We start from the raw sequence: 26,357 nt of genomic DNA, 5'->3' as shown, positions 1-26,357 counted from the left end.
CAACACGGGGGTACGGCGCATGGCGAAGCGCGCGCGAAAAGGCACACATCGGCTCGTCCAGGCACTCGCCAGCATCGCCACCGCAGCGGCCCTCCTGGTGGCCCCGCAGTCGGTGGCGGCCGCGGCCGAGGCGCCCGTACCGTCCGGCTCGGCATCCGCCACCGCCGACCCGGCACCGTCGGTCTCGCCGACCCCGTCAGCCAGTGAGCCGGCACCCGAGCCGACGCCCACGCCGACGCCGACGGCGACCCCTCCCACGCCGCCCAGCACGGGCGACGCACCGGGGAAGGCGGCCACGCCGAAGCCGAGCCGGTCCGCCGCGCGGGCCGAGGCCGCCGCGGCCGAGCCCTGCGGGGGCACGATCGCGTTCGGCGCGGTGGTGGACTGCGCCGAGATCAAGGACAAGCAGAGGCACGTCTACGCGCTGACCAGCGCGGCGGACAACGAGCGCGTGATAGTCGTGCTGCGCCAGCGGATCGAGGGCGGCGACAGCGTGGGCGGCATGCTGGCCGGACCGGACGGCGAGAATGTCTGCCACGTGGGGTCGTACCCCTCCGACTGCGTCCTGCCGGTCGCGGGGACGTACACGATCACGGTGTCCCTCTCCTACGACTCCGGCAGCAACGGCTATGTGCTCGGCATCGACTCGAAGTCGCATCCGTCGTCGTGCGCCACGCTGACGGACGACTCTTTCGGGTTCCCCGCCGTCGCCAGGGAGGGCACGCTGGTCGCCGGTTCCGCCGGCCGGTGCTTCCGCTTCTCCCAGGCCGAGGGCGCGCTGGTGCGGGTCACGGTGTCCGGCGACGGCGGCGACGTGCGCGGGCAGTTGGAGAACGCCGCCGGCGAGGAGATCTGCTACCTGCAGGGCGCCGCGGAGTGCACGCTGACCGGCGCCGGGCCGTACCGCTTCTTCCTCACCGAGCACTACGGCGCGGCGACGACCTACCACCTGGCCGTGACCCGGCTCTCCGACCCGGTCGGCTGCGACGACGTGCGGCCGGCGACGTTCGGCGACCCGGGTGACCGCACCGGATCGGCGACCATCGACGGCACCGACCTCACCTGCCAGACCTTCACCGCCGCCGCGGCGGGGCTGCACCTGCTCGCCTTCACCAACGATCAGTACCTGAGCTGGCGGGTGACCGACCACACCGGCGCGACGCAGTGCACGAAGTGGAGCGAGCCCGACGAACGCTGCCTGTTGCCCGCCGCCGGCACGTACACACTGTTCGGTGAGCACCGGGACGCCTGGGCCGGGCCGCAGACCTTCACCGTCGCGATCTTCCCGCTCACCACGATGACGGGCTGCGGCCCGGCGGTGGGCACGGCGTGGGACACGCCCGCGACGCGGGTGCCGGTGACCGCGCCGCTGCAGGTCGACTGCCACCCGCTCGACGCGCGGCCCGGCGACCGGATCGACCTGCGCGCCGGTGGCTGGATCACCGACGGCTCGGGCAGGCGGATCTGCGACACGGGTGGCGAACAGGACGGCGACGGCTGCGTGCTGCCCGGTGCGGGCCCGTACCGGATCATCTCCGAGCCCTCCTGGAGCACCGACCCCGACAACCGGTCGTACCTGATCGAGGCGCGCCGGCTCAACGACCCGCAGGGCTGCACCACGGTCACGGCCGGCCGCTACGGCGCGGCCCCGGCCGGTCCGGCCACGGCGAACCCGTGCCGGACGCTGACGGTCACGGTGCCGGGCCAGTACCGCGTCGCGCTGGTCGACGACGAGAACTACCACGGGTACGGGAAGGTCTACGACCCGTCCGGGCGGCGCCTGTGCGGCATGGGCACGTGCACCTTCCCGGCAGCGGGGTCTTACTCGCTGGTGGTCGACGGCGGCGGCACCTACGCCACCGTGCTGCTGCCCGCCACGGGTGCCGGCAACGGCTGTGTGACCGCGTCCGACCAGCCCACCGCCGCGCCGGTCAAGGGTGCGTTCCGCTCCGCCGGCCAGTACGACTGCCTGCTCCTGCCCACCCCGAAGGGCGCCGGTCTGGCGCTGCTCAGGCCGCAGGACGCCACCGGTGCGGGCTATCCCGAGATGGCGGTCTACGACGCCACCGGCAGCTACGAATGCGAGCTCTACCAGCTCCGCGATTCCTCCTGTGTGCCGGACGGGACAGCACCCTTCCGGGTCGTGCTGCACCTCGACGAGGACACTCCCACGGTCACCGGGCCGTACACGCTGCAGTTCGCCCGGACCACCGGCGGCCCGGCCTGCAGGACGCTGCCGGGTGGTGGCGCGTTGACGGCCCTGTCGCTCGGCGGCGACCGGTACGCCGGCTGCTTCACCCTGCCGGCGGGGCAGCACACGGCCGCCGAGGCGCTGTCGTTCCGGCGCACCGCGGGCACCGGCAGGGCCCGGCTGTCCGTGTTCGGCCCGACCGGCAGCCGGCGCTGTTACACGCAGCCGTCGGATGCGAACTTCACGGTCTGCCGGCTGGAACCGGGCGCGGCCACGATTCTGGTGGAGGGCAGCGCGGCCACCGGGACGTTCCAGCTCTCGCGCCGGGACGTCACCGGCACGGCGGCGGGCTGCACGACGATCACGTCCACGGTGGTCGGTGCGCCCTCGCGGACCGGCACGGTCGCGTCGCGGGCGGATCTGCGCTGTTACCAGGTGTCAGCCGCGGCGGCCGACCGGCTGCTGATCGACACCCGCGACCAGGACAACCTGTCGCGGACGATCGTGCTGGACCCGGCCGGTGAGACCACCACCTGTGCCGGTTATGTCAGCGCCTGCTCGGTCACCGGCAAGACCAAGTACCAGGTGCTGGTGTGGAGCCTGGCGGCCGGCAGCACGCCGTACCAGCTCGATGTCTGGAAGGTGTGGGCCAACGGCAAGCCGCCCGCGGAGTGCGCCAAGGTCCCGTCGGCGGCCTACGGCTTCGGTCCGTACACGGGCACGCTGAGCAGCGCGAAGCCCGCGCTGTGCGTGGTGGCACCGGCCACGTACTACGACGATCTGACGATCGACGTCAGCAACCCGCAGGATCCGGACGACGGCTATTACTGGGACGCGGGCATGTACGCGGTCACCGGCACCACCGGCATGCAGCCCTGCGCCATCGGCGAGGGCGGATTCCACTGCTGGCACGGCCGGGATCGCGTCGAGCAGACCGTGTACCTGCTGACCAACGGCAATCGGGTGGCGGCTCACCCGTACCGGCTGGAGGCGACCTGCAGGAACACCTCGGCACTGTGTGGCGGCGCGCTGTTCGCCGTGACGGCGGCAGCGCCGGCATCGGTCGCCCACGGGGCCAAGCGGACCATCACCGTCTCCGGCACTTCCCTGCACCTGAGGGACACGGTCCTGGTCACGCCGTCGGGTCGACCGGCGGTGACCGCCACGGTCAAGACCGTGTCGGCGGACCGCCGGACGCTGACGGCCGAGGTCGACCTGACCGACGCGCCCACCGGCCCGGCGGACCTGAGCGTCGACTCGTTCGGCACCGACGGCGAGCCCGTCGTGCGGGCCGCCGCCTTCACCATCACCCTGCCGCCGCTGCGGGCCACCAAGGCGCCGGCGATCAGTGGCACGGTCGCGGTCGGCGGCACCGTCAAGGCGTCCGCCGGCGGGTGGACGCCGGCCGCGACGTCGTACCGCTATCAGTGGAGGGCGAACGGGACCGCGATCAAGGGCGCGACCGGTTCGTCGTACCCGATCGCCGCCGCCGTGCTCGGCAAGCGGCTGACGGTGACCGTCACCGCGGTCCGTTCGGGATATCCGGCCGGGGTGGCCGCCGCGCCCGCGACGGCCGCCGTCGCCAAGGGCAAGGCCCCGAAGGCGACCAAGCGGCCGGCGATCACCGGCACGGCCAAGGTCGGCCGCACGGTGCGGGTCTCGGCCGGCTCCTGGTCGCCGAAGGCGGGCTCGTACCGCTACGAATGGCGGCTCAACGGCAAGCTGATCAAGGGCGCCACCAAGTCGTCGCTGAAGCTGACCGCCTCGATGCGCGACAAGAAGCTCACTGTCACGGTGATCGCCAAGCGGGCCGGCCACGCGGACGGCAAGGCCGCCGGCCGGGCGGTCACCGTCCGCCGCTGACCTACGGCAGGGCGGGCGCGACGTCGACCTGGAAGATCGGCATCTTGCCGAGCTTGCGGTACGCCCTCAGCGCCTCCGGGGTCGCGTCCACCGACGAGTCGCGACCGTCCTGGTTGTGCGGGGTGTCGAAGTGCACCATCGCCCGGATGCTCGGGAACCTGGTGATCTGCCGGCCCACCTCGCGGTAGAACTCCGCCTTGTGGCCCGGGTTCCGCTTCGACGACCAGACGCCCCACTCGGCCACCATCAGCGGCTTGCCGGGGTGCTGCTCCCTGGCCCAGTTGTAGAAGCCGGGCCAGTTCGGGCGCGCCGAGCTCTGCCGGTTCAGCAGTTCGGCGAAGTCGCCGTGGCCGTAGCCGGGGTCGCTGTAGGCGTACGTGTCGAAGCCCATCCAGTCGACCACGTCGTCACCCGGGTACATGTCGTCGAACCACTTCTTGCTCGTGTGCGGCACGTAGGCCATGTGCACCAGCACCGTGACCAGGTTGTCGACCCCGTGACCGCGCAGCCGCTCCACCACGTGCCGGTACATGGCCGAATAGTCCGCGGCCGTGTAGCCGGAGCCCTTCTTCTCCTTGACGTTGTCCTCGGCCTCATGGTGCACCGTGAAGAAGAACTGCTCGGGGAAGGTCTTGTCGATGTGCCGGGCGAGGCGGTCGAGGTAGGCGTCGGTGGCCTTGTCCCCCTTGGCGATCTCGGCCCAGGAGGCGCCGGCCGGCTTCCAGTTGAGGAAGAGGATGCGTTCCCGGGCCGGCTCGCGGGCGATCGTCCGCTCGGCCTCCGTCGGGAAGAGCTGCCGGTTGCCCTTGTGATAGGCGTGGTAGACGGCCTGGTGCCGCTCGGTCTTGCGCTCGAACGCCGCCAGCGCCTGCCGGCCGCGGTTGTCGGTGAAGGCGCCGGGCGCCACCCCCCAGAGCACGCCGCAGGTCGGGACGAGCTTGCGGCCGACGCGGCACCGCTCCCCGTTCCTGTCGCGCAGGGCCGGGCGGGGGCCGGCGAGTGCGGTCTGTCCCGGGCCGGGCCGGCCGGCCTGCGTGCCCGGTGCGGCGGAGCCCGACGGTACGGGCGCGCCCGAGGCGCCGGGGGTGACGGTCGGTGCGTCGGGGATGGCCGGTACGCCCGGTTCCGCGTTCGGCCGGGTCCCGGGCAGCGGCGGCAGCGGGCGGCCGGGCATGGTCACGACCGGGTCGCTGCCCGGCAGGCCGAGCCGATCGGCACCGCCGGTCCAGGCCCACGACAGGGTGGCCACCACGGAGAGCGCAAAGATCACCGTCATGGCGATGAGGTGCGGAAGCCTGGTCCGGCGCGGTCGACGTCTCACGATCGCCCACTATGATGCTTAAAGTCCGTTTTGTCGACTACCTTGGCCGCTTCGGCGCGTGGCGACGGTCGAGATCAGACAGAGTGCCGACCCCGCTCGACCGCGGGGAGGGCGGCTGCGAAACTGTCCCTCAAGCCGCTGCAAGGGGAGTCTTAGGTGAACGACGGTTCTGTGCTGCCCGAGGACGTGCTGCGTGACGCGCCTTCGTACACCCCCCGCGCGCACGAACTCGCCGATCTGGAGTTGCTGCTCTCCGGGGCGTACGCGCCGCTGACCGGCTTCCTCGGGCGTGCCGACCTGACGGCCCTGCGCCGCCGCGGCCGGCTCGCCGACGGGACACCGTGGCCGGTCGGGGTCACCTGCGAGATCCCCGCCGAGCTCGGCAGCGCCCTCAACCTCGACGATCCGCTGCGCCGCACGGTGGTGCTGACCGACCCCGAGGGTGCGCCGGTCGCCGCGGTCGAGGTCACCGACACCTGGCCGACCAGCGAGCGGATGTTCGCGATCGGTGGCACGGTGCGCCGGATGGGCGACGGCGGGCACGGGCCGTTCCAGCGGCTGCGGCGCACCCCGGAGGAAGTGAAGGCCCTGCTCCCGCCGGGCCGGGTGCTCGGCGTCATCGCCGACCGGCCGCTGCACCGCCCGCAGCTCGCCCAGATCGCGCACGCCGCCCGCACCCTCGCGGCCCACCTGCTGATCATCATCCCGGTCACCGGCCCCGGTCCGGACGGGCTGCCACCGGAGGCACTGGTCCGGGCGATCTTCGCGGCCCGCGACCGGATGCCGCCCGCGACGATCGTGGCGGTGCCGCTGATGCCGCGCAACGACGAGATGCGGGAGGCGCTGCTGCGGGCCCGGGTGGCCACGGCGTACGGCGTGACCCACGTCCTGTCCACCGGCGACATGCTCTCCGGCGCCGGCCTGCGGGTGCTGGTCCCCCGCGAGCTCGCCTACGACAACCGGGACGGTCAGTGGCGCTGGCGCGACGACATCCCGCCGCGCAACCGCCGGCTGGCGATGTCCACCGTCGAGGTGGAAGACCTGCTCGACCGCGGCTTCCCGCTGCCGGAGTGGCACACCCCGCCCGCGGTGGCCAAGGAGCTGGCCCGGGTGCGCCCGCCCCGCCGGCACCGCGGCCTGGTCGTCTTCTTCACCGGCTTCTCCGGCTCCGGCAAGTCCACGATCGCCCGGGGCCTCGCCGACTCGCTGCGGGAGAGCGGCGAGCGGACGATCACCTTCCTCGACGGCGACGTGGTGCGCCGCGAGCTCTCGGCCGGGCTCGGCTTCAGCCGGGCCGACCGGGACCGCAACGTGCGGCGGATCGGCTGGGTGGCCGCCGAGGTGGCCCGGCACCGCGGCATGTCGATCGCGTGCCCGATCGCCCCGTACGCCGACGCCCGGGCCGCCGTGCGCCAGATGGCCACCGAGGCGGGCGCCGGCTTCGTGCTGGTGCACGTGGCGACCCCGTTGGAGGTCTGCGAGCGCCGCGACCGCAAGGGCCTGTACGCCCGCGCCCGGGCCGGCCAGCTGCGCGGGATGACCGGCGTCGACGACCCGTACGAGGAGCCGGCGGACGCCGAGCTGACGCTGGACACGACGGACATGACCGTGGTCGAGGCCATCGACGTGGTGCTTGCCTATCTGATCGAGAGCGGCTGGGTGGAACCGAACATGAAGTAACCGGTGGCTGTGGAGTAGTTACGCAACGGCGTACGGGCCGTTTACCCCCTACGGGGGCGAAACGCCCGATTGTCGACCAACTCACTCCACACCCCGAAAGGGCCGCCGAACCGATGGAAGATCCGCGCCCGGTGTCTGCCGACCTCTCGCACTACCTGGGCGTGTTCCGCCGGCACTGGTGGGTCGTGCTCGCCGCCGCGGGCGTCGGCCTCGGGTTCGGCGCCCTGGTCACCCAGGCCATACCGAAGGTCTACGAATCGTCGACCTCGGTGCTGGTGCAGGCCGTCTCCGGGGACACCAACGCGTCCGGCGGCCGGACCAAGGGCCAGATCAACCTGGACACCGAGGCCCAGCTCGTCGGCTCGGGCGCGGTCGCCGTCAAGGCCGCGGCCCTGCTGCGGTCGCCGGTCTCCCCGATCGAGCTGGCCCATGACGTGTCCGTCGAGGTGCCGGCCAACACGACTGTCCTGGTGATCCGGTTCTCGGCGGACACCCCCAAGGGCGCGCAGGCCGGATCGCACGCGTTCGCGGAGGCGTACCTGCGCAACCGGGAGGAGACCGCCCGGGCCGGGCTGGACCAGCAGATCAAGACGCTGAACCTCAAGGCCAAGCAGCTGACCGCGAGCCTGAGCAGCATCAACAACCGGCTGGCCAGGGCGGCGGACGGCAGCTTCGAGCGCAGCAACCTGGAGAGCCTGCGCAACAACTCGCAGAACCAGCTCAACAACATCACCGGCCGGCTCAACGAGCTGACCACCGCCACCGTGGGCGCCGGCAGCATCATCAGCGACGCCCGCGAGCCCGAGGCCCCGATCAGCCCGAACGCGATGCTCAACATGGCCACCGGTGCGATGGCCGGCCTGCTCATCGGGCTGGGGCTGGCGTTCGCCCGGGAGCGTTTCGACCGGCGGCTGCGCAGCGCGGGCGACGTGCGTGACCGGGGGCGCATCCCGGTGCTGGCGGCGCTGGACGAGCGGACCACCCCGCGTTTCGACGACGTGCTGCAGCCGTACGGGCCCGGCGGGCGGGTCTTCAACCGGCTGCGCAACGAGGTCCTGGCCAGCCTGAACAGCGGTGACCAGATCATCGTGGTGACCGGCGCCAGCCGGGGCTCGGCGACCACGCTGGTCGCCGCGAACCTGGCCGCCGCGCTGGCGCGTACCGGAAGTGATGTCGTGCTGATCGGCGCGCACCTGCCGGACAGCGTCGTGGACGCGGCGCCGCTGGCCCGGATGCTCGGCGTCGCGCCGATGCCGGGCCTGTCCGACCTGCTGGCCGGCCGGATCGGCCTGCACAAGGCCATGCAGCGCACCCCGCGCATCCCGTCGCTGCGGGTCATCACGACCGGCGGCGCGGCGACCGCGGCGGGCCTGATGCAGTCCCAGCGGCTGCGCGACACGCTGGACGCGCTGCGCCGGCAGACCGGCTACGTGGTCATCGAGGCCCCGTCGACCAGCAGCAGCGCCGACGCGCAGAGCCTGGCCAGCCTGGCCGACGCCGCGATCCTCGCGGTCGAGCTGCGCCGCGCCAAGCGACCCGCGCTGCTGGACGCGGCCGAGCAGCTCAGCCGGGTCGGCACCCCGCTGCTGGGCGCCGTGGTGCTGCCCCGGCTGAGCGCGATGCGGGCCGACGAGCAGAACCTGCCGGCGGTCACCCTGCCGGCCGAGCGCCGGCCCGAGCCGCGCCCCGAGCCCCGGTCCGACGAACGCGCGGAGCCGCGGCCGGACGAGACCGCGGTGCTCGACGCGGAACGGACCCAGGCGATGCGCCGGCCGGCCGGTCCCACCCCCGGCGGCCCGGTCCGGCCGCGCCCGAACGAGCTCGACGAGGTCACCGCGATCATCGACCTGGGCTCGGCGGGCACCCAGACGAAGACGGCCGAGAAGACCGGCGAGCAGCCGGACCAAAAGTGACGCTGGTCGTCCCGGGCGGCCGTCACACCAGCAGCTCAGCCGCTACCAGCACGCGGGCCGCCGCGCACTCCGCTCCGGAACAGCGGCCGACCGCCCTGCCGGCCTGGCCGCTGGCCGGCGTGCTGGCCTGCTACCCGCTGTGGTGGGCGCTCGGCCTGGGCGTGCTGATCTTTCCGCTGGCCGCGGCGCCGATGCTGGTGCTGCTGCTGCGCCGGCGCGCCGCCGGCCGGCCGCTGCTGCTGCCGCCCGGCTTCGCCTGGTGGCTGTTGTTCCTGGCCGCGGTCGTGGTGAGCGTCGCGGCGCTGGGCGCCGACCCGAGCGGAACGGTGGCCGAGCCGGCGACCGGCCGCCTGGTCGCGGTCGTCTACCGGCTGTCGCTGTACGCGTCGCTCACGGTCCTGCTCGTGTACGCGGGCAACCTCACCGAGCGGGAACTGCCCCGGCGGCGGCTGGTCAAGCTGCTCGGCTGGCTCTTCGTCATCACCGTGGCCGGCGGGCTGCTCGGCATGGTGGCGGGGCGCTTCGAATTCACGTCGCCGGTTGAGTGGCTGCTGCCGCACGGGATCCGCAGCAAGGGCTTCGTGCAGTCGATGGTGCACCCGTACGCCGCGCAGATCATGGACCTGGTCGGCGGCGAGAAGCCGCGCCCGGCCGCGCCGTGGGGTTACACCAACACCTGGGGCAACAACTTCTGCCTGCTGGTCGGCTGGCTCGTGGTGGCCGCGTGGGCCTCGCGGCGGGGCGGCGTCAAGCTGTTCGCGGTGCTCTGCCTGGCCGTCTCGATCGTGCCGGCGATCTTCTCGCTCAACCGTGGCCTGTGGATCGGCCTCGGCGTCGTGGTCGGCTACGTCGCCGCCCGGTACGTGCTGATGGGCCGGATCTGGATCATCGGGGCGGTCGCGCTCGCCGCGGCCGGCCTGGTCGTCGCCCTGGTCGCCACCCCGCTCGGCGACACGGTGAACGCCCGGATCGACAACGGCAAGTCCAACGGGGTGCGCTCGTTTCTCATCGAGCGCGCGGTCGACGGCTTCGCCGAGTCCCCCCTGATCGGCTACGGCTCGACCCGGAACACGATCGGCGGCCGCAACTCGATCACCGTCGGCGAGAGCTCCGAGTGTGAGCGCTGCGGCAACTTCACCGTCGGCGGCAACGGCCAGTTCTGGCAGCTGATGTACGCGCACGGCGCGGCCGGGACGGGCGCCTACCTGGCCTTCTTCGGCTACGGCCTGTGGCGCTTCCGGCGCGACCGCACCCCGATCGGCATCGCCGGCAGCGCCGCGATCGTCAGCTCGTTCTCGGCGATGCTCTGGTACAACTCGCTGGCCACCCCCCTGGTCTTCATGTTCCTGGCCTACGCGCTGCTCTGGCGCAACGAACAGGCAGCGAACCGACAAGGAGGGCAAGCACTTGAGTCCCGTTAAGACCGCGCCCGCCGCCCTGACGGCAGGCGACTCGGCGTTGCGCACGCAGTACCTCGCGGAGGTGCTCGACCTGCTCTACCCCGCGCCGTGCGACACCGCCGGCGGCCCCGGTGCGCCGATCACCGAATACGTGGTCGTGCCGGACGCGCGCCGGCCCCGGCTGCTGGTGCCGAACACCTCGCGCCGGGTCGCCGCGGCGGCGGTGCGCCGGTACGCCGAGCCGCAGTCCCGCACCGCCCGCCTCAAGCGGGACGCGGTGGTGGCCGCCCTGCGCACCGGCGCCTCCGGCATGCTGCTGCGCGACCGGATCAGGATCACCGGCCCGGCCAGGGAGAGCATCGACGGGCACCTGCGCGAGGCGCTCGGCCGCGAACTGTCGGTCAGCATCCACATCGGGCCCGCCCGGGCCAACCGCAAACCGGTGCTGCAACTGATCAGCCCCGACGGCGAGACGTTCGGCTTCGGCAAGCTCGGCACCGGCCCGCTCACCCGGCGGCTGGTCGAGGCCGAGACGTCCGCGCTGGCCACCCTCGCCACGGCCGGGCTCACCAGGCTGGCCGTGCCGACCGTGCTGCACGCCGGAGAGTGGCGCGGCCTGCAGGTGCTGGTCCAGTCGGCGCTGCCGGTGTGGCTGCCCCGGGCGCCGCTGACCCCGCGCCGGCTGGTCGCCGCCATGCTCGACGTCGCCGGGTGCCGCGGATACCACAGCGGCCCGCTGGTCGGCAGCGCGTACTGGGCCGAGCTGCGCGGGCGGCTCGCCGCCGTCGGCGACCGGCCCGAGGGGGTCGCGCTGACGTCGGCCGCGGAGCTGCTCGCCACCCACGCCGGGCAGCACACCCTGCGGTACGGCGCCTGGCACGGCGACTGGGCGCCGTGGAACATGGCCAACCTCGCGGACGCGCTGCTGGTCTGGGACTGGGAGCGGTTCGCCACCGGGGTGCCGGCCGGCTTCGACGCCGTACACCACGAGTTGCAGCGGCGGATCCAGTCCTCCGGCGATGCCACCGCCGCGGTCGAGGCGACCGTGCGCCGGGCCGGGGAGCTGCTCGCGCCGTTCGGGGTGGACGGCGACGCCCGCGAGCTGACCGCCCTGCTCTACCTGATCGACCTGGCCGCGCGGTACCTGGCCGACCGCCAGGCCGAGGCGGGCGCCCGGCTCGGTGTGCTCGGCACCTGGCTGCTGCCGGTGCTGATCCGGCGGGTGGAGGAGCTGTGACGGCCCGGCGGCGTGACCCGCACACCCGGCATCCCCAGCACCTCGACGATGGAAGGCCGCTGTAGCCATGGACGTCTCCAAAGTTCCGTCACCCGTCAAGCGGGTCGTGCACCTGGGCTCGCGCTCGTACGGCCGGCTCACCGCGCCCGCGCGGATGACCCCGTCGTTCCTGATCTGCGGCGGCCAGCGCTGCGGCACCACCTCGCTGTACCGCGCCCTCGCCGCGCACCCGGCGGTGCTCAAGGCCGTGCTGCACAAGGGCGTGCACTACTTCGACGTGTCCTACGACCGGGGCATGGGCTGGTACAAGGGCCACTTCCCGATGCAGCGCAGCGCCGAGAAGGTGCGCACCCGGCACGGCGTCGACGCGCAGACGTTCGAATCCAGCCCGTACTACATGTACCACCCGCAGGCGGCGGCCCGGATCGCCGCGGACCTGCCCGGCGCGAAGCTGCTGGTGCTGGTCCGCGACCCGGTGGAGCGGGCCTACTCCCAGCACCACCACGAGGTGGCCCGGGGCTTCGAGCAGGAACGGGACTTCGGCAACGCGCTCGCGCTGGAGGCCGCCCGGATGCACCGCCAGGAGCACCAGCTGGCGACGGATCCGACCTACTACTCGTTCGCCCATCAGCACCACGCCTACCGGGCCCGCGGCGAGTATGCCCGCTACCTGAGCGTGATGGCCCAGCACGTCGGCCGGGAACGCATCCACGTGGTGGAGAGCGAGCGGTTCTTCGCCGACCCGGAGCAGACCTACGACGAGGTGTGCCGGTTCCTCGGCCTGCCGACCGATCTCGGGCATCCGCCGTTCGAACGGCACAACGCCCGGCCCCGGCAGTCCGACATGGACCCGGTGCTGCGCCAGGACCTGACCGAGCACTTCGCCCCGCACGACGACGCCTTGATCACCTGGCTGGGCCGGGTGCCCAGCTGGCGTTCGGTATGACGCCCACCGACGTCGCCGACGCTCCGGACCGGCAGGGGACCCGGGGCGTCGCGCGGGGCGGGCTCGCCAACATGGTCGGCGCCGCGCTGGCCGGGGGCACCGGCGTCGTGGTCACCTGGGTCGTCGCGCGCAGCCTCGGCGCCGAGCAGGCCGGCGCCTTCTTCGCGGCCACGGCCGCCTTCGTGCTGGCCGGCGGGCTGGCCAAGCTGGGTACGCAGACCGGCCTGGTCTACTGGCCGGCCCGGTTGCGCGCCACCGGCCGGGACCATCTGCTCGGCACCTGCCTGCGGATCGCGCTGACCCCGGTGTTCGTGCTCGCGGTCATGCTGGCCGTCGCGATGTGGTTCGGCGCCCCGGCGATCGCGCACCTGACCGCCGCGGACTCGCCGCACGTCATGGCCGGGCACATCACCGCCCTGCGGGTGCTGGCCGCCTTCCTGCCGCTGCAGGCGCTCACCGACGCGCTGCTCACCGCCACCCGCGGCTACAAGGCCATGCGACCGACCGTCACCCTGGACCGCGTCCTGCGCAGCACGCTGCAGTTGCTGTGCGTCGGCGCGGTCGGCGTGCTGACGCTGTGGACGACGGCGACGCTGCCCGCGTTCGCGTTCGCCTGGGCGGTGCCCTACCTGCCGGTGGCGGTCCTGGCCGCGGTCGCGCTGCGCCGCACCTATCTCGCCGGCAAGCCGCGCGGGCCGCGGGCCCGCCGCCGCGACCGGCGTGAGCTGCGCCGCGACTTCTGGCGTTTCACCGGGCCGCGGGCCCTGGCCAGCGTCGCGCAACTCGCGCTGCAGCGGGTCGACGTGCTGCTGGTGGCGGCGCTGGGCGGGCTCGCGCCGGCCGCGATCTACGCGGTCGCGGGCCGGTTCGTGGTGCTCATCCAGTTCGCCAACCAGGGCATCTCCCAGTCGGTGCAGCCGCGCCTCGCCGAGGCGCTGGCGGTCGGCGACCGGGAGACCGCCAACCACCTCTATCAGACCGCGACCGGCTGGCTGGTGCTGGTCACCTGGCCGATCAACTTCCTGGTGATCCTGTTCGCGCCCGTCTACCTCGGACTGTTCGGCAGCGGCTACCGCCGCAGCGCCGACGTCGTGGTCGTGCTGGCCTGCGCGATGCTCGTGGCCACCGGCTGCGGCATGGTCGACATGGTGCTGGCGATGGCCGGGCGCACCTCGTGGAACCTGGTCAACGTCCTGATCGCGCTGGCCGTCACGGTCGGCCTGGACGTGCTGCTGATCCCCCGGTACGGCGCGCTCGGCGCCGCGATCGGGCTGGCCTGCGCGATGGTCGCCAACAACGTGCTGCCGCTGATCCAGGTCGGCCGGGCCGCCCGGCTGCACCCGTTCGGCCCCGGGACGCTGGCCGCCGCCGGCCTCGCCGTCGCGTGTTTCGGCGTCCTCCCGCATGCGGTCACCGCCGTGGCCGGCACCGGCGCGGCCGGCCTGGCGCTGGCCGTGGCGCTGGCCGTGCCCGCCTTCGCCGCGGGCGCGTGGCTGCTGCGCGGACGTCTCGGCCTCAACGCCTTCAAGCCCCGCAAGCTCACCCAGAGGAGGACCGGTTGACCAGCGAATACACCAGGGTGTTCCAGGATGCCGACGCCGTCGACAAGTACGAGCACGTCACCTACGCGCCGGACAGTTACGCATCACGGATCAACGAACGGCAGCGGGCGTACCTGCGCAAGCTGGTCGCCCGGGAGTTCGGCACCGCGCCGGTGCAGCACGACTTCGCCTGCGGCACCGGGCGTGCCATCCGTACGCTGCACGGCCTGGTCCGCGAGGCGCACGGCTACGACACGTCCGCCGAGATGATGGCGAAGGCCGAGGAGGTCGGGTCGCGGGCCAACTGGCACCAGGTGCCGATGGACGGCCCGGTGCCGGAGCCGGTGCGAGCCGGCCACCCGGCGATCGTGACGATGTTCCGGCTGCTGCTCAACGTGCACGCCGACATCCGGGACCGGGCCGTCGCGTTCGCCGCGAAGGCGCTGCCGGAGGCCGGGTCGGGCGTGCTGGTGGTCGAGAACCACGGCAACGCCGGCTCGCTGCGGCACCTGCGGGCCCGGCGGCACTCGGGCGAACGCTGGTTCGCCGAGCTGTCCCACTCCGATGTCGAGGAGCTGCTCGGCCGGCACGGCTTCGAGGTGACCGAGCGGCGCGGCTTCTCGATGCTGACCGAGTCGCTGGACCACAAGCTGCTGGCCCGCGCCGCCGACGCGGCCGCCCGCAAGTTGCCCGGGACCGACGGTTTCGCCGTCAACGTCCTCTACACGGCCCGCCGGAAGAAGTAGCCACTGCCATGCGCCGCGTTCTCGCCCTGCTGAGCCTGCTCGCCCTCGTGCTCGCCGGTTGCACCTCGCACCGGCGCGACGAGCCCGAGCCCACCCCGTCCCCCGACCTGACCAGCGCGCCGGTCGCGGTGGCCGTGCACCCCGGCCCGTTCGCCGCGGGCCCGTTCGCGCCCCCCGAGACCGGCGCGTACCTGGGCGCCTGGATCAAGCCGGACGCGCTCACCCACGCCGGCCGGGTGGAGGCCGTCGACGACCTCGAAAAGGTGCTGGGCCGGCCGCTCGACATCGTCAACACCTACCGGCGCTTCGACCAGATGGTCGGCACCGCGTCGGACGAGGAGTTCCTCGCGTCGGACGCCACGCTGATGGTCAGCTGGGCGACCGGCGACAACCGCTCGATCCTGGCCGGCGAGCACGACCGGCTGATCCGCCGGCAGGCCAAGGCGATCCGCAAGGTGAAGGAGCCGGTGCTGCTGCGGATCCGCTGGGAGATGGACCGCCCCAACCTGCGCGCCACGATGTGGTCCGGTGCGGACTACATCGCCGCGTACAAGCACATCCGGGAGATCTTCGCCCAGCAGCGGGTCAAGAACGTGTCCTGGGTCTGGTGCCCGACCGCGGAGGGCTTCATCCGCGGTGACGCGCCGGCCTTCTACCCCGGCGACGACCAGGTGGACTGGACCTGCGTCGACGTCTACGCGGGCAACCTGTTCCAGCCGATCGGGCAGCTCATGGGCCCGTTCCTGCGCTGGGCGGCGCAACGGCCGAAGCCGATCGTCATCGGCGAGTTCGGGGTCGCCCGGGCCTGGGGCTCGGCGGGGCGGGCGGCCTGGCTGGCGGACGCGGAACGCACCTTCAAGGCCAACAAGCAGATCAAGGCCGTCGTCTACTTCGAGTCCGATCCCGAGGGCAACGGGCCGAAGCAGCAGTTCCAGCTGGCGGGCGACCAGCCCGCATTCCAGCAGTTCGCCCGGCTGACCCGGGACCCGTACTTCAACCCGCGATAGTGGCCCGCCCGGGGCCGCCGAACGGACTCACCCGTTCGGCGGCCGCCGGTCCGGGAACAGTCACAGGAGGAGCAGGGACAACAACGGGGCCGGCACCGCCCACACTCTGCGGCTGGAGTCGAGGATGGTTTTCGTGGCGACGACGCCGCGCTCGTACTTGCCGTCGATGGTGCGTGCTTCCCCCCGCCATCCTTGGTCGACCCATTTGCTCTCTATCGGAACCGTCTGGCGCGACCCTGCCGCTGACGGGATCGACACGGGTGCAAGGTCGATCTCGTTCTCGGACGCGGTACGGCTGTATCCGATGGTGTCACCACTGACCCAACGGCCCTCGTCCAGATCGTCGATTCGGCGCGCAAGGGCGACGCCGAGCGTGCTCTCGGTTAGCCGGGTCATGTCCGGCTGTCGCAGACCGGCGCGCAGCCGAGCGGGCAGCCAGGCAAGCAACGGATCTGTCAGATAGAGCTTCGACTGCGCCCCTGGGACAGGCGCGTCACCATCTCGGCGTGGGCAGTGAAGTGCTGCGTGGCTGGCGATAAGGCGCCTGATCCGCAAGTCGAACACGTCCCGACTCGGGTAACCGATGTCGGCAGCGGCCGAGGCGACGTTCAGCGGGCTGGTCGCGCGACAAGACAACATGTCGAGCAATCGTGGAACGGACTCCTGGGGGGCGTCAGGGTCCACGTCGCGGCGCAGCCATGCCGCCAGATCGCGAACATAGCCAATCGAGACGTCGCCGGTTCGGCTGTACTCCGCAACGGCTCTGGGAAAGCCGCCGCAGCTGAGGTACGCCTGCCATGCGAGGTCGTAGCCGTCTACGTCGAAAGCGACCTCCTCCAGCGCGGTAGCCACGGCTGGATCTTGGAGGCGCGATGGATCAACCGGACTCAGCCGATGAAGTTCCGGGCGTGCCGCGGCAAGGTAGTCACGAAAGCTCATCGGAAGCAGCAAGCGCCGGCGGCGTCCTGGACCTGTGCCGGCCCGGCCCGCCATCAGGTTGCCCTCGATGTCCTCTCGCGCAGCCCATCGGCTACCGGTCGCGACGACCGTGTCATCACCGACCGAGGTGCCGTCCCTGGCCGCCTTGAGCACAGCAGACCAACCGGTGACTGCGCTGACCTCATCCAACAACCACAACCGGGAACGCCGCCCGTCGATATCGATGGACCTGGTCAGCTCGCGCCCCAGCGTGAGGGCACGGCGCAGATCACGGTCCCGCATTCCGTCGCAAGGGAAATGAATCACCTGGCGGGGATCAACGTCGGAACGGGCACACAAAGCGGCAGCAGTGTCGATCAGAGTCACGGACTTGCCGATGCGCCTTGGGCCGGTGAGCACGACGAGTTGATCGGTGATCGGGCCATTGGCGACGTCGTCGAGGACGCCGGAGCGGAACCCAAGGTCGTGGGTGGCACGATCGCGTAGCAACCGGTGGTCCGAGATCCACGAAGTCGGGTCCGCACCCGCCGCCGCGGCACGCCACCAGGGGTTGGCATCAGTGAGGATCCGGCGGATCTCATCGTCACGCATGGCGCCAGCCTAGGATCCGACCCGTCAAAAGGGGAGGGGTATCACCCATAAGGACCCGCTAAAAGGGGAGGGGTAGAGAGAGGGTCGACCCGTCAAAAGGGGAGGGGTAGGCCGGACAGCCCACGAGCCGGGCGGCGGCCCGCGGCGCCGGCGAGCAGGCGCATCGCGTACGGGGCGTCGTGCTTGAGGTAGCGACCGGCCAGCCGGCTCGGTTCGGTGCCCAGCCGGTGCGCCCACTCCAGGCCGGTCTTCCGCATCCAGCGCGGCGCCCGTTCGATGTCGCCGGCCACGAAGTTGACCGCCGCGCCGCAGCCGATGAACCAGGCACCCGGTAGTTCCGCGCGCAGCCGGGTGATCACCGCCTCCTGCTTCGGGAAGCCCAGGCCGACGAAGATCAGGTCGGGCTCCGCCCCGGCGACCTTGCGGCAGAGGTCGGCGTAGGACGGCTCGTCGCGTTCGAAGCCGAACGGCGGGCACAGCGTGCCGGCGATCCGCAGGCCCGGGCACTCCCGGGCGAGGCGGTCGGCGGCCCTCGTGGCGCCGTCCTTGATCCCTTCGGCCGCCGGTGCGCCGCCGACGACGAAGACGGACCGGCGGTCGTGGGCCAGGCCGCGCGACAGCGACCAGATCAGGCTGCTGCCCGCGACGCGTTCCGGCAGCGGGGTGCCGCTGAGCTTGCTGGCCCAGACCAGGGGCATCCCGTCGGCGACGACCAGGTCCGCGTCGTCGAGGTAGGCGCGGACCCGGCCGTCCACCTGGGCCTGGCGCAGGATGTCCACGTTCGGGGTGAGGATGCGGCCGCCCCGGCCGGCATTGATCGCCTCGCGGACGACGGCGACCACCTCCTCCTCGGTGATGCGGTCGAATCCCGTGCCGTCGAGATGTACCCGGTCGAATGCCTCGATGGTCATGCGACGCCTCCTTCAGCCTTGTTCGCTCGTTATAGGAGCGAAACGAGCGAAGGTGGGCGAAAGTGGCACGGGTTCTCTATTTGGGTGGATTGGGACGAAGTGGGACGACGCTCGTCGAGCGCCTGCTCGGCGAACTGCCCTCCGTGTGCGCGCTCGGCGAGATCGTCCACCTCTGGCAGCGCGACATCCGCGACGACGAACGCTGCGGGTGCGGCGCCCGGTTCTCGGCCTGCACGTTCTGGAAGCGCGTCGGCGAGCGCGCCTTCGGCCATTGGGGCAATGTGGACGTCGAGCGGGTGCGCTCGCTGCGCGACGTCGTCGAACGCACCCGGCACATCCCCCGCCTCGCCGGCGCCCAGCTCCCGCCGGCCCAGCTCGCCGACGTCCGCGAGTACGCCGCCTTCTACACCCGGGTCTACTCCGCCGCCGCGGCGGTCTCCGGGGCTCAGGTCGTCGTCGACTCCTCCAAACACAGCGCCCTGGCGCACGTGCTGCGCTGGGCCGACGACCTCGATCTGCGGGTCGTGCACGTGGTGCGGGACGCGCGCGGCGTCGCGTACTCCTGGACCAAGACCGTCGCCCGGCCGGAGACGGACGGCGGCGACGAGATGACCCGCTACTCCCCCGGCCGTTCGGCCCTGCTGTGGAACGCGCACAACGCGGCCTTCGGCCTGCTCGCGCGCCGCGGCGTCCCGGTGCACCGGATCCGCTACGAGCAACTCCTCACCGATCCGCGCGCCGCGCTGCGTGCGCTCGCCGACTACGCCGGCGTCCCGGCCACCGACGCCGACCTGACCTTCCTCGGCGACGGCTATGCGGACCTGCGGGTGGGTCACAGCGCGGCCGGCAACCCGATGCGCTTCAGCGTCGGGCGGCTGCCGCTGCGCCGCGACGACGCCTGGGTGCGCGCGCTGCCCAGCGGCCAGCGCCGGCTGGTCGGCGCGGTGTGCGCCCCGATGCTGCGCGCGTACGGCTATCCGCTCAATCCCGCACAAGTGTCCCAGGAGGCGTGATGAACTGGCCGTCCATCGGTGTCGTGATCCCCACCCGCAACCGTCCCGAACTCCTCCGCAAGGCGATCGCCGGGGTACGCGCCCAGCGCTACCCGGGTGACCTGAAGATCGTGGTGGTCTACGACCAGACCGAACCCGACTACCTGCTCGCCGCCACCGGCCAGACCCAGGTGCTGGTGCTGACGAACTGGCGCACGTCCGGCCTGGCCGGGGCGCGCAACACCGGCATCCTCGCGCTGGACACCGAGTACGTGGCCTTCTGCGACGACGACGACCAGTGGACGCCGGACAAGCTGCGCCGCCAGGTCGCCGCCCTGCTGGCCGAGCCGGACTCCGAGATGGCCACCTGCTCGATCGAGGTCGAGTACGAGGGCAAGCGGACCCCGCGGCTGGCCGGGCTCAGCCGGGTGACGGTCGACGAGCTGGCCCGCTCCCGGATGGCGATGCTGCACTCGTCGTCGTTCCTGATCCGCCGCGAGGCGCTGGCCGACTCCGCGATCGGGCTGGTCGCCGAGGACGCGCCGGGCAGCCAGAACGAGGACTGGGACCTGCTGCTGCGGGCGGCCCGCCGGGCCCCGATCGTGCACCTGGACGAGCCGCTGGTCCGGGTGCTGTGGGGCCGCACCTCGCACTACGCCTACGAGTACGCCACCAAGATCTCGTCCCTGCGCTGGATGATGCAGCGCCACCCGGAGATCGGCGGCTGCCGGCCGGGCGCGGCCCGGGTCTACGGTCAGCTCGCGTGCTGGTCCGCGGCGACCGGCAACCGGAGCCAGGCGTGGCAGTTCAGCAAGGAGGCGGTCCGCGCCAACTGGAAGGAGCCGCGGACAGCGATCGCCCTCGCTGCCATGACCGGCGCGGTGAAGGTGGAGAACGTGCTGTCCGCCCTGCACAAGCGGGGCCGAGGTATCTGACACACCATCTTTCGCGCACACCCGATCAGCGGTAGTGTTCGCACGTGTTCGAATTAGTGCGGTTATCCCGACCGAGCGACGGTGAGTGCTGATGCTGGCGCAGCAGCGCCAGGCCGCGATCCTGGACCGGGTCCGGGCCGCCGGCGGCGTCCGCGTCAGCGAGTTGGCCAGCGAGTACGGCGTCTCCGACATGACGATCCGCCGCGACCTGGAGACCCTCGCCGACCGCGGCCTGCTGGCGAAGGTACACGGCGGCGCGACCACAGTCAGCCCGGGTTCCGCACACGAGCCGGGCTTCGCGGCGAAATCGGTGCGCCAGCGCGCCGAGAAGGCGGCGATGGCGATGCGCGCCGCCGCCCTGGTCTCCCCCGGCGACGCCATCGCGCTGTCCGCCGGCACCACGACCGCGGGCCTCGCCCAGCGGCTCGTCGACGTGCCCGCGCTCACGGTGGTCACCAACTCGATCCCGGTCGCGGACGTCTTCTACCGGGCCGGGCGCCCGGACCAGACCGTGGTGCTGACCGGCGGCACCCGGACCCCCTCCGACGCGCTGGTCGGGCCGGTGGCGGTCGCCGCGATCGGCACGCTGCACCTGGACGTGCTGTTCCTGGGCGTGCACGGAATGAGCGAACGGGCCGGCTATACGACGCCTAACCTCATGGAGGCGGACGTCAACCGGGCACTGGTGGAAGCGGCAGAGCGGCTCGTGGTGCTCGCCGACCACACTAAGTGGGGCACCGTGGGCATCTCCTCGATCGTGCCGCTGAACCGCGCCGACGTGGTCATCACGGATGACCAACTGGACGAGACCGCACGTGCGGTCCTGGTGGAACAGGTGAACGAGCTGATGGTGGTAAGCGCCCAATGATCTCTCAGAGGACTTCGATCCGGCTCTCCGACGGCCGCGAGCTCATCTACTTCGACGAGGCCCCGGACGCGGGCCGGGACAAGTGGCCGGACACCCGGCACCTGCCGCCCCCGCCGCCGACCTCGCAGCTGCGGTACGACCCGCTGGTCGACGAGTGGGTGGCGGTCGCGGCACACCGGCAGACCCGCACGTTCCTGCCGCCGAGCGACAAGTGCCCGCTCTGCCCGTCGACGCCGGAGTTCGCCAGCGAGATCCCCGCGCCGGACTACGACGTGGTGGTCTTCGAAAACCAGTTCCCGTCGTTCAGCGACCGGGTCGCGCCGGACGAGATCACCGAGCTGACCGGCATGGTGCCGGTCCGGCCGGCCGTCGGTCGCTGCGAGGTGGTCTGCTTCACCAGCGACCACAACAGCGCCTTCGGCTCGCTGCCGCCGGCCCGGGTCCGTACGGTGCTCGACGCCCTGGCGGACCGCACGACGGAGATGTCCGCGATGCCGGGCGTCGCGCAGGTGTTCCCGTTCGAAAACCGCGGCATCGAGATCGGCGTGACGCTGAGCCACCCGCACGGGCAGATCTACGCATACCCGATGGTCCCGCCGCGCACCCAGGCAATGCTGCGGGCGGCCGGGCGGCACGCCGAGCGGACCGGCGGGCGCAACCTATACGCGGACGTGCTGGCCGCCGAGCGGGAGGCCCGGGTCCGGGTGGTGGCGTCGAACGAGCACTGGATCGCCTACGTGCCGGCCGCCGCCCGCTGGCCGTACGAGGTGCAGATCGCCCCGCACCGGCAAGTCGCCGACCTACCGGGCCTGAGCGAACAGGAGCGCGACGCGTTCGGCCCGCTCTACCTGGACGTGCTGCGCCGCTTCGACGCCCTGTTCGGCAAGCCGATGCCCTACATCTCGGCCTGGCACCAGGCGGTCGTCGGCGAGGGCCGCGACCTGGGCTACCTGCACCTGCAGCTGTTCAGCATCCGCCGCGCGGCGGACAAGCTGAAGTATCTGGCCGGCTCGGAATCGGCCATGGGCGCCTTCGTGAACGACATCGTCCCCGAGACCGCGGCCCAGGCCCTTCGCGACGCGATCTGATCGCCGCACCGCACCGGAGCCGGCCTCGCACGTCGCGAGGCTGGCTTCGCGCGTTGGCGAACACGCGACCGGATTTCGTCAAAGAATAGGTCGGACAGATCGTAAAGGGCGGGCGGGATCTGCACGTTCACCAATACTGAAAAGAAGATCTCGAATAGCGGCTGTCGCAATCCTGCGGGAGGGTTGCGGGCGGTGCCCTCCAAGGCATAGAACGATAGGCGGAAGTAAGCACTGATCTCTTTCCGTCTGGTCCGGGGGGCAGGTCCGGACCGGCATGAATCGGGAGTTCCAGATGGCTGATGCCGGGTCAATTCGCCATCGGCACGAAAACGCATTACTGGCGCTTCCGAACGTGATCGGCGTGGGAACCGGCCGGGACGAGACGGGATCAGAGGTCATCGACGTCTACGTGCAGCGCAAGGTGGCTCTGCAGGAGCTGGCCCCCGGCGAGACGATTCCCGACGTGCTCGAAGGAGTACCGGTCCGAGTCGTTCCCATAGGGGAGGTCACCGCCCAGGCCCCCTGACGCGTGTCAGCACATGCTCAGGAGAGGCGGTCAGCATGACTAGACAGGACTTGATGCGCGGGCCCGCCGGTGGACGGCTGAGCGAAGCCGCTCGCGAACAGGCCTACAACCAACTGCTCGATCCCGCGCGCCCGGTCTCGAATGTGATCGGCTTCGGCTCCGGGGTCAAGTGGACCAACGGCGAGCCGACCGGCCAGCCCGCGATGCTGGTCTTCGTCACCAGCAAGGTGTCCGAAGCGTCACTCACCAACCGCGATGTCGTGCCGCGGCAGCTGGAGGACGGCACGCGGACGGACGTAGTCGCCATCGGCCACGTCTCCGCTCAGCAACGGGGGCTCAGCGCCCCCGACACGGACCTGTTCGTCCGGCTCAGCGACCGTCACGCCGAGGGTCGCACGGAGGCACCGACCTCGGACGTGGCCGGCCTGATCGAGGCCGAGCCGCAGCTGCTGAGCCGCCGGATGCGCCCGTGCCCGTCGGGCTTCTCGATCGGCAACGTGGGCATCACGGCGGGCACGCTGGGCAGCGTGGTCTACGACTTCCTGCCCGGTGCGACCACCGACCCGCCCGCCCCCGGCCTGGGCATGCCCTCGCGCTACTACGTGCTCAGCAACAACCACGTGCTGGCCGCGAGCAACGCCGCCCCGATCGGCAGCGCGATCGTCCAGCCTGGACCGTTCGACGGTGGCACCGACCCGCGCGACCGGATCGCCACCCTGAGCCGCTTCATCCCGATCCAGTTCGCCCCGCAGGTGCCGCTGGAGAGGCACAACAACGTCGTCGACGCGGCCCTCGGTACGGTGGAATTCGGTGACGCGACGCGCGAGGCCACCTTCAACGGACCACCGCGGGCATGGCGGCGCAAGGCGAACGTGGCCGTCGGCGACAAACTCCGCAAGACCGGCCGGACGACCAACGTGACGTTCGGGCGCATCATCAGCGTCGACGCCACCGTCGACGTCAACTACGGTCCGGCCGGCGTCGCCCGCTTCCGCGACCAGATCATCACCACCGCCATGTCGGCCGGGGGCGACTCCGGGTCGCTGGTGACCTCGTTCGACAACGTCGCGGTCGGGCTGCTGTTCGCCGGCTCGTCGGTGACGACCGTCATCAACCACATCGAGACCGTGCGCTCCTTGCTGCGCGTCGAAATCGCCGAGCTGCTGGCCTGAGTCGGATTGGGGAGCAAACATGTCCACTGAAGTCCATGAACGGACCACGTATCTCGATCCCTACGGCACCCGGGTCGAGTCGCGCGAGCAGGCCTTCGCCGAGCCCGAGGCCGTCAGCACGACCGTCAAGCTGACCCTGCACAACACGGCCGTGACGTTCGAGATCGAGGCCCAGATCAACCCGAACACCTACCCCTTCAGCCTGACCGGCGGCCAGATCACGTCCGGAATCTGCGGCGCGCCCTGGAACATCACCGGCGGATTCATCGGCGAAGACCTGCTCCTGCAGGCCAACCGGGCCGGCGAGGGTCCGTGCGCCGACTCGATCATCGTGGTCGGCGAGTTCGTCCGCCCGGGGGCCTACCGCGGCACGTACGGCTTCAACGGCGCCAGCAGTTCGTTCCGTCACACCACGCTTTATCGCGGCTGAACCGATACCGGATCCCGGGGAGCGTCGTTCCCCGGGATCCGCCCGGTCGCCGCCGCATTCGTTAATGCGATTAAATGAGCGACCCCGGGCCGGCCGGATAAGTCTGCATTTCGGCACCCGACGTCCCGCCGGGCGCCGAAATGCGGCCACGCGAGAAATGGCCGAATAGTGGGGGCGGGGGGCCCGGGACAAGGCCCCCCGCAGGGAAGGGACGGCAGGCGCAGCTCGCCTACTGATCGCGCGCTGTTCCCAGAACCGATCGGCGCCCGGGACAAGGCGGCCGGACCGGCGGGCGACTGGGAGCGCTACGCGACCGTCATCCGTTCTAATCAAAGAAACGAACAGGAGTACCCCGAAGTTACGCGCCCAAACCCCCCTTTTGGGGAAATTTCGCGCAAAAAAGGCCGCCGGCTGCTGCCGGCGGCCTTCAGGTTCGAAATCAGGCGAGCTTGCGCGCCAGGTTCTCGTCCAGCGCGTTCATGAACTCGTCCGTGGTCAGCCACGGGGCGTCCCGGGAGATCAGCAGCGCGAGGTCCTTGGTCATCTGACCGGCCTCGACCGTCTCCACGCAGACCCGCTCCAGCGTCTCGGCGAACTCGGTGACCGCCGGCGTGCCGTCCAGCTTGCCGCGGTGCTTGAGGCCGCCGGTCCAGGCGAAGATCGACGCGATCGGGTTCGTCGAGGTCTTCTCGCCCTTCTGCCACTGCCGGTAGTGCCGGGTGACCGTGCCGTGCGCGGCCTCGGCCTCGACGGTCTGGCCGTCCGGCGTCATCAGCACGGAGGTCATCAGGCCGAGCGAGCCGAAGCCCTGGGCCACGGTGTCGGACTGCACGTCACCGTCGTAGTTCTTGCAAGCCCAGACGTAGCCGCCCTCCCACTTCATGGCGGCGGCGACCATGTCGTCGATCAGCCGGTGCTCGTAGGTGAGGCCGGCCGCCTTGAACTGGTCGGCGAACTCGGTCTCGAAGATCTCGGCGAACAGGTCCTTGAACCGGCCGTCGTACGCCTTCAGAATCGTGTTCTTGGTCGACAGGTAGACCGGGTAGTCGCGGGCCAGGCCGTAGCGGAACGAGGCGCGCGCGAAGTCGCGGATCGAGTCGTCGTAGTTGTACATCGCCATCGCGACGCCGCCGCCCGGGTAGTCCGCGACGTGGAACTCCATCGGCGCGGAGCCGTCCTCGGGCGTGAAGGTGACGGTCAGCTTGCCGGCGCTCGGCACGACGAAGTCGGTCGCCTTGTACTGGTCGCCGTGCGCGTGCCGGCCGATGATGATCGGCTTGGTCCAGCCCGGCACCAGCCTGGGTACGTTCGACATGATGATCGGCTCGCGGAAGACCACGCCGCCGAGGATGTTGCGGATCGTGCCGTTCGGCGACCGCCACATCTTCTTGAGGCCGAACTCCTCGACGCGGGCCTCGTCCGGGGTGATCGTCGCGCACTTGACGCCGACGCCGTGCCGCTTGATCGCGTTGGCCGCGTCGATGGTCACCTGGTCGTCGGTCTCGTCGCGGTACTGGATCGACAGGTCGTAGTACTCAAGATTGACGTCGAGGTACGGCAGCACCAGCTGCTCACGGATCTGCTTCCAGATGATCCGGGTCATCTCGTCGCCATCGAGCTCCACGACCGGGTTGTTGACCTTGATCTTCGCCATCGACCGGCGCTCCTCTCCGGGACACATGCTTCTAGCAGTACGAGCGTACTGCAGGTCGGGTGAAGATCGCCGCTCGGCCCCGATCCCGAGCCGTCCGGTCCGGTATTGTGAGCTAGGACTGCCCAACGCGGTGAGGAGGTTCACGATGACCGCCGCGCTCAGTGGTGCGCCGCCCGAGGGCGGCTGGACCGTCGACGATCTCGACGCCCTGCCCGACGACGGTGTGCGCCGCGAACTGATTGATGGAGCACTGCACGTGTCCCCTTCACCGACCAGCATCCACCAGGTCATCGCCATGCGTCTGGGTGTCGCGCTCGAGCAGACGTGTCCGGACCACCTCTTCGTGAGCCAGTCCAACGACGTGCAGCTCAGCCCGCGCCGGCTCTTCATCCCCGACGTGCTGGTC

21 protein-coding genes are annotated in these 26,357 nt (G+C 71.5%); 17 read left to right on the top strand and 4 right to left on the bottom strand.

The annotated features are described in order from the left end of the window. The first annotated feature begins 19 nt into the window (after positions 1-19). Positions 20-4,054 carry a hypothetical protein gene (locus DMB66_RS61690; protein WP_158647530.1) on the top strand — a complete coding sequence of 1,345 codons (4,035 nt, stop codon included), beginning with the start codon at positions 20-22 and terminating at the stop codon, positions 4,052-4,054. Position 4,055: 1 nt separating this feature from the next. Here DMB66_RS61690 and DMB66_RS40515 read toward each other — a convergent pair whose 3' ends face one another. After that, on the bottom strand, positions 4,056-5,330 hold the full coding sequence (locus DMB66_RS40515; RefSeq protein WP_125809432.1) for a glycosyl hydrolase: 1,275 nt from the start codon (positions 5,328-5,330) through the stop codon (positions 4,056-4,058). 201 nt (positions 5,331-5,531) lie between these two features. On the opposite strand from DMB66_RS40515, the gene cysC reads away from it, so the two are divergent. The 8 genes from cysC (at position 5,532) to DMB66_RS40475 (ending at position 15,845) form a co-directional block, all read left to right on the top strand. Further along, positions 5,532-7,055 carry an adenylyl-sulfate kinase gene (gene cysC, locus DMB66_RS40510; protein ID WP_125809431.1) on the top strand — a complete coding sequence of 508 codons (1,524 nt, stop codon included), beginning with the start codon at positions 5,532-5,534 and terminating at the stop codon, positions 7,053-7,055. A 131-nt stretch (positions 7,056-7,186) separates the two neighbouring features. Beyond that, a complete protein-coding gene (locus DMB66_RS40505) occupies positions 7,187-8,968 on the top strand; it encodes a Wzz/FepE/Etk N-terminal domain-containing protein (protein ID WP_233625193.1) in 1,782 nt (593 codons plus the stop codon). Further along, the gene (locus tag DMB66_RS40500; RefSeq protein ID WP_233625192.1) at positions 8,965-10,389 is read left to right on the top strand and encodes an O-antigen ligase; all 1,425 of its coding nucleotides are present in this window, start codon (positions 8,965-8,967) and stop codon (positions 10,387-10,389) included. The genes DMB66_RS40505 and DMB66_RS40500 overlap by 4 nt, the downstream gene beginning before the upstream one ends. Beyond that, positions 10,376-11,605 (top strand): hypothetical protein, encoded by a 1,230-nt coding sequence (locus tag DMB66_RS40495; RefSeq protein ID WP_125809429.1) that lies wholly within the window; start codon positions 10,376-10,378, stop codon positions 11,603-11,605. Before DMB66_RS40500 ends, DMB66_RS40495 begins: the two co-directional genes overlap by 14 nt. 67 nt (positions 11,606-11,672) lie before the next feature. Next, on the top strand, positions 11,673-12,551 hold the full coding sequence (locus DMB66_RS40490) for a sulfotransferase (protein WP_125809428.1): 879 nt from the start codon (positions 11,673-11,675) through the stop codon (positions 12,549-12,551). Beyond that, entirely contained in the window at positions 12,548-14,113 is a 1,566-nt protein-coding gene (locus DMB66_RS40485; RefSeq protein WP_125809427.1) for a lipopolysaccharide biosynthesis protein, read from the top strand. Before DMB66_RS40490 ends, DMB66_RS40485 begins: the two co-directional genes overlap by 4 nt. Next, positions 14,110-14,838 carry a methyltransferase domain-containing protein gene (locus DMB66_RS40480; protein WP_125809426.1) on the top strand — a complete coding sequence of 243 codons (729 nt, stop codon included), beginning with the start codon at positions 14,110-14,112 and terminating at the stop codon, positions 14,836-14,838. Before DMB66_RS40485 ends, DMB66_RS40480 begins: the two co-directional genes overlap by 4 nt. Positions 14,839-14,846: 8 nt before the next feature. Continuing rightward, positions 14,847-15,845 (top strand): glycosyl hydrolase, encoded by a 999-nt coding sequence (locus DMB66_RS40475; RefSeq protein ID WP_125809425.1) that lies wholly within the window; start codon positions 14,847-14,849, stop codon positions 15,843-15,845. Between the two features lie 60 nt (positions 15,846-15,905). Here the strand turns inward: DMB66_RS40475 and DMB66_RS40470 are convergent, their stop codons facing one another. Both DMB66_RS40470 and DMB66_RS40465 read right to left on the bottom strand, forming a co-directional pair. Beyond that, complete coding sequence (locus DMB66_RS40470; protein WP_125809424.1) at positions 15,906-17,375, bottom strand: AAA family ATPase; 1,470 nt, start codon at positions 17,373-17,375, stop codon at positions 15,906-15,908. Between the two features lie 92 nt (positions 17,376-17,467). Then, positions 17,468-18,286 (bottom strand): WecB/TagA/CpsF family glycosyltransferase, encoded by an 819-nt coding sequence (locus DMB66_RS40465; protein ID WP_125809423.1) that lies wholly within the window; start codon positions 18,284-18,286, stop codon positions 17,468-17,470. Between the two features lie 62 nt (positions 18,287-18,348). Here DMB66_RS40465 and DMB66_RS40460 point away from each other — a divergent pair, with 62 nt between their 5' ends. The 7 genes from DMB66_RS40460 (at position 18,349) to DMB66_RS40430 (ending at position 24,297) form a co-directional block, all read left to right on the top strand. After that, a complete protein-coding gene (locus DMB66_RS40460) occupies positions 18,349-19,299 on the top strand; it encodes a sulfotransferase (RefSeq protein ID WP_125809422.1) in 951 nt (316 codons plus the stop codon). Then, positions 19,299-20,213: a glycosyltransferase family A protein gene (locus tag DMB66_RS40455; protein WP_125809421.1), complete on the top strand. Its 915-nt coding sequence runs from the start codon at positions 19,299-19,301 to the stop codon at positions 20,211-20,213. The genes DMB66_RS40460 and DMB66_RS40455 overlap by 1 nt, the downstream gene beginning before the upstream one ends. 91 nt (positions 20,214-20,304) lie before the next feature. Beyond that, a complete protein-coding gene (locus DMB66_RS40450; RefSeq protein ID WP_125809420.1) occupies positions 20,305-21,081 on the top strand; it encodes a DeoR/GlpR family DNA-binding transcription regulator in 777 nt (258 codons plus the stop codon). Further along, positions 21,078-22,169, top strand: a complete 1,092-nt coding sequence (galT, locus tag DMB66_RS40445) for a galactose-1-phosphate uridylyltransferase (protein WP_125809419.1) — start codon at positions 21,078-21,080, stop codon at positions 22,167-22,169. The genes DMB66_RS40450 and galT overlap by 4 nt, the downstream gene beginning before the upstream one ends. A gap of 274 nt (positions 22,170-22,443) precedes the next feature. Next, positions 22,444-22,695 (top strand): hypothetical protein, encoded by a 252-nt coding sequence (locus DMB66_RS40440; protein ID WP_199752909.1) that lies wholly within the window; start codon positions 22,444-22,446, stop codon positions 22,693-22,695. A 35-nt stretch (positions 22,696-22,730) separates the two neighbouring features. Beyond that, a complete protein-coding gene (locus DMB66_RS40435; protein ID WP_199752908.1) occupies positions 22,731-23,867 on the top strand; it encodes a serine protease in 1,137 nt (378 codons plus the stop codon). A 19-nt stretch (positions 23,868-23,886) separates the two neighbouring features. Further along, on the top strand, positions 23,887-24,297 hold the full coding sequence (locus DMB66_RS40430; protein ID WP_125809418.1) for a hypothetical protein: 411 nt from the start codon (positions 23,887-23,889) through the stop codon (positions 24,295-24,297). Positions 24,298-24,736: 439 nt separating this feature from the next. On the opposite strand, the gene DMB66_RS40425 is transcribed toward DMB66_RS40430, so the two are convergent. Continuing rightward, positions 24,737-25,951 (bottom strand): NADP-dependent isocitrate dehydrogenase, encoded by a 1,215-nt coding sequence (locus DMB66_RS40425; protein ID WP_125809417.1) that lies wholly within the window; start codon positions 25,949-25,951, stop codon positions 24,737-24,739. Positions 25,952-26,096: 145 nt separating this feature from the next. On the opposite strand from DMB66_RS40425, the gene DMB66_RS40420 reads away from it, so the two are divergent. Further along, a partial coding sequence (locus DMB66_RS40420) for a Uma2 family endonuclease (protein WP_148112803.1) occupies positions 26,097-26,357 on the top strand: 261 nt, incomplete at its 3' end.

The organism is Actinoplanes sp. ATCC 53533 (assembly GCF_003947245.1).
This window is presented reverse-complemented; position numbering and strand designations above follow the sequence as displayed.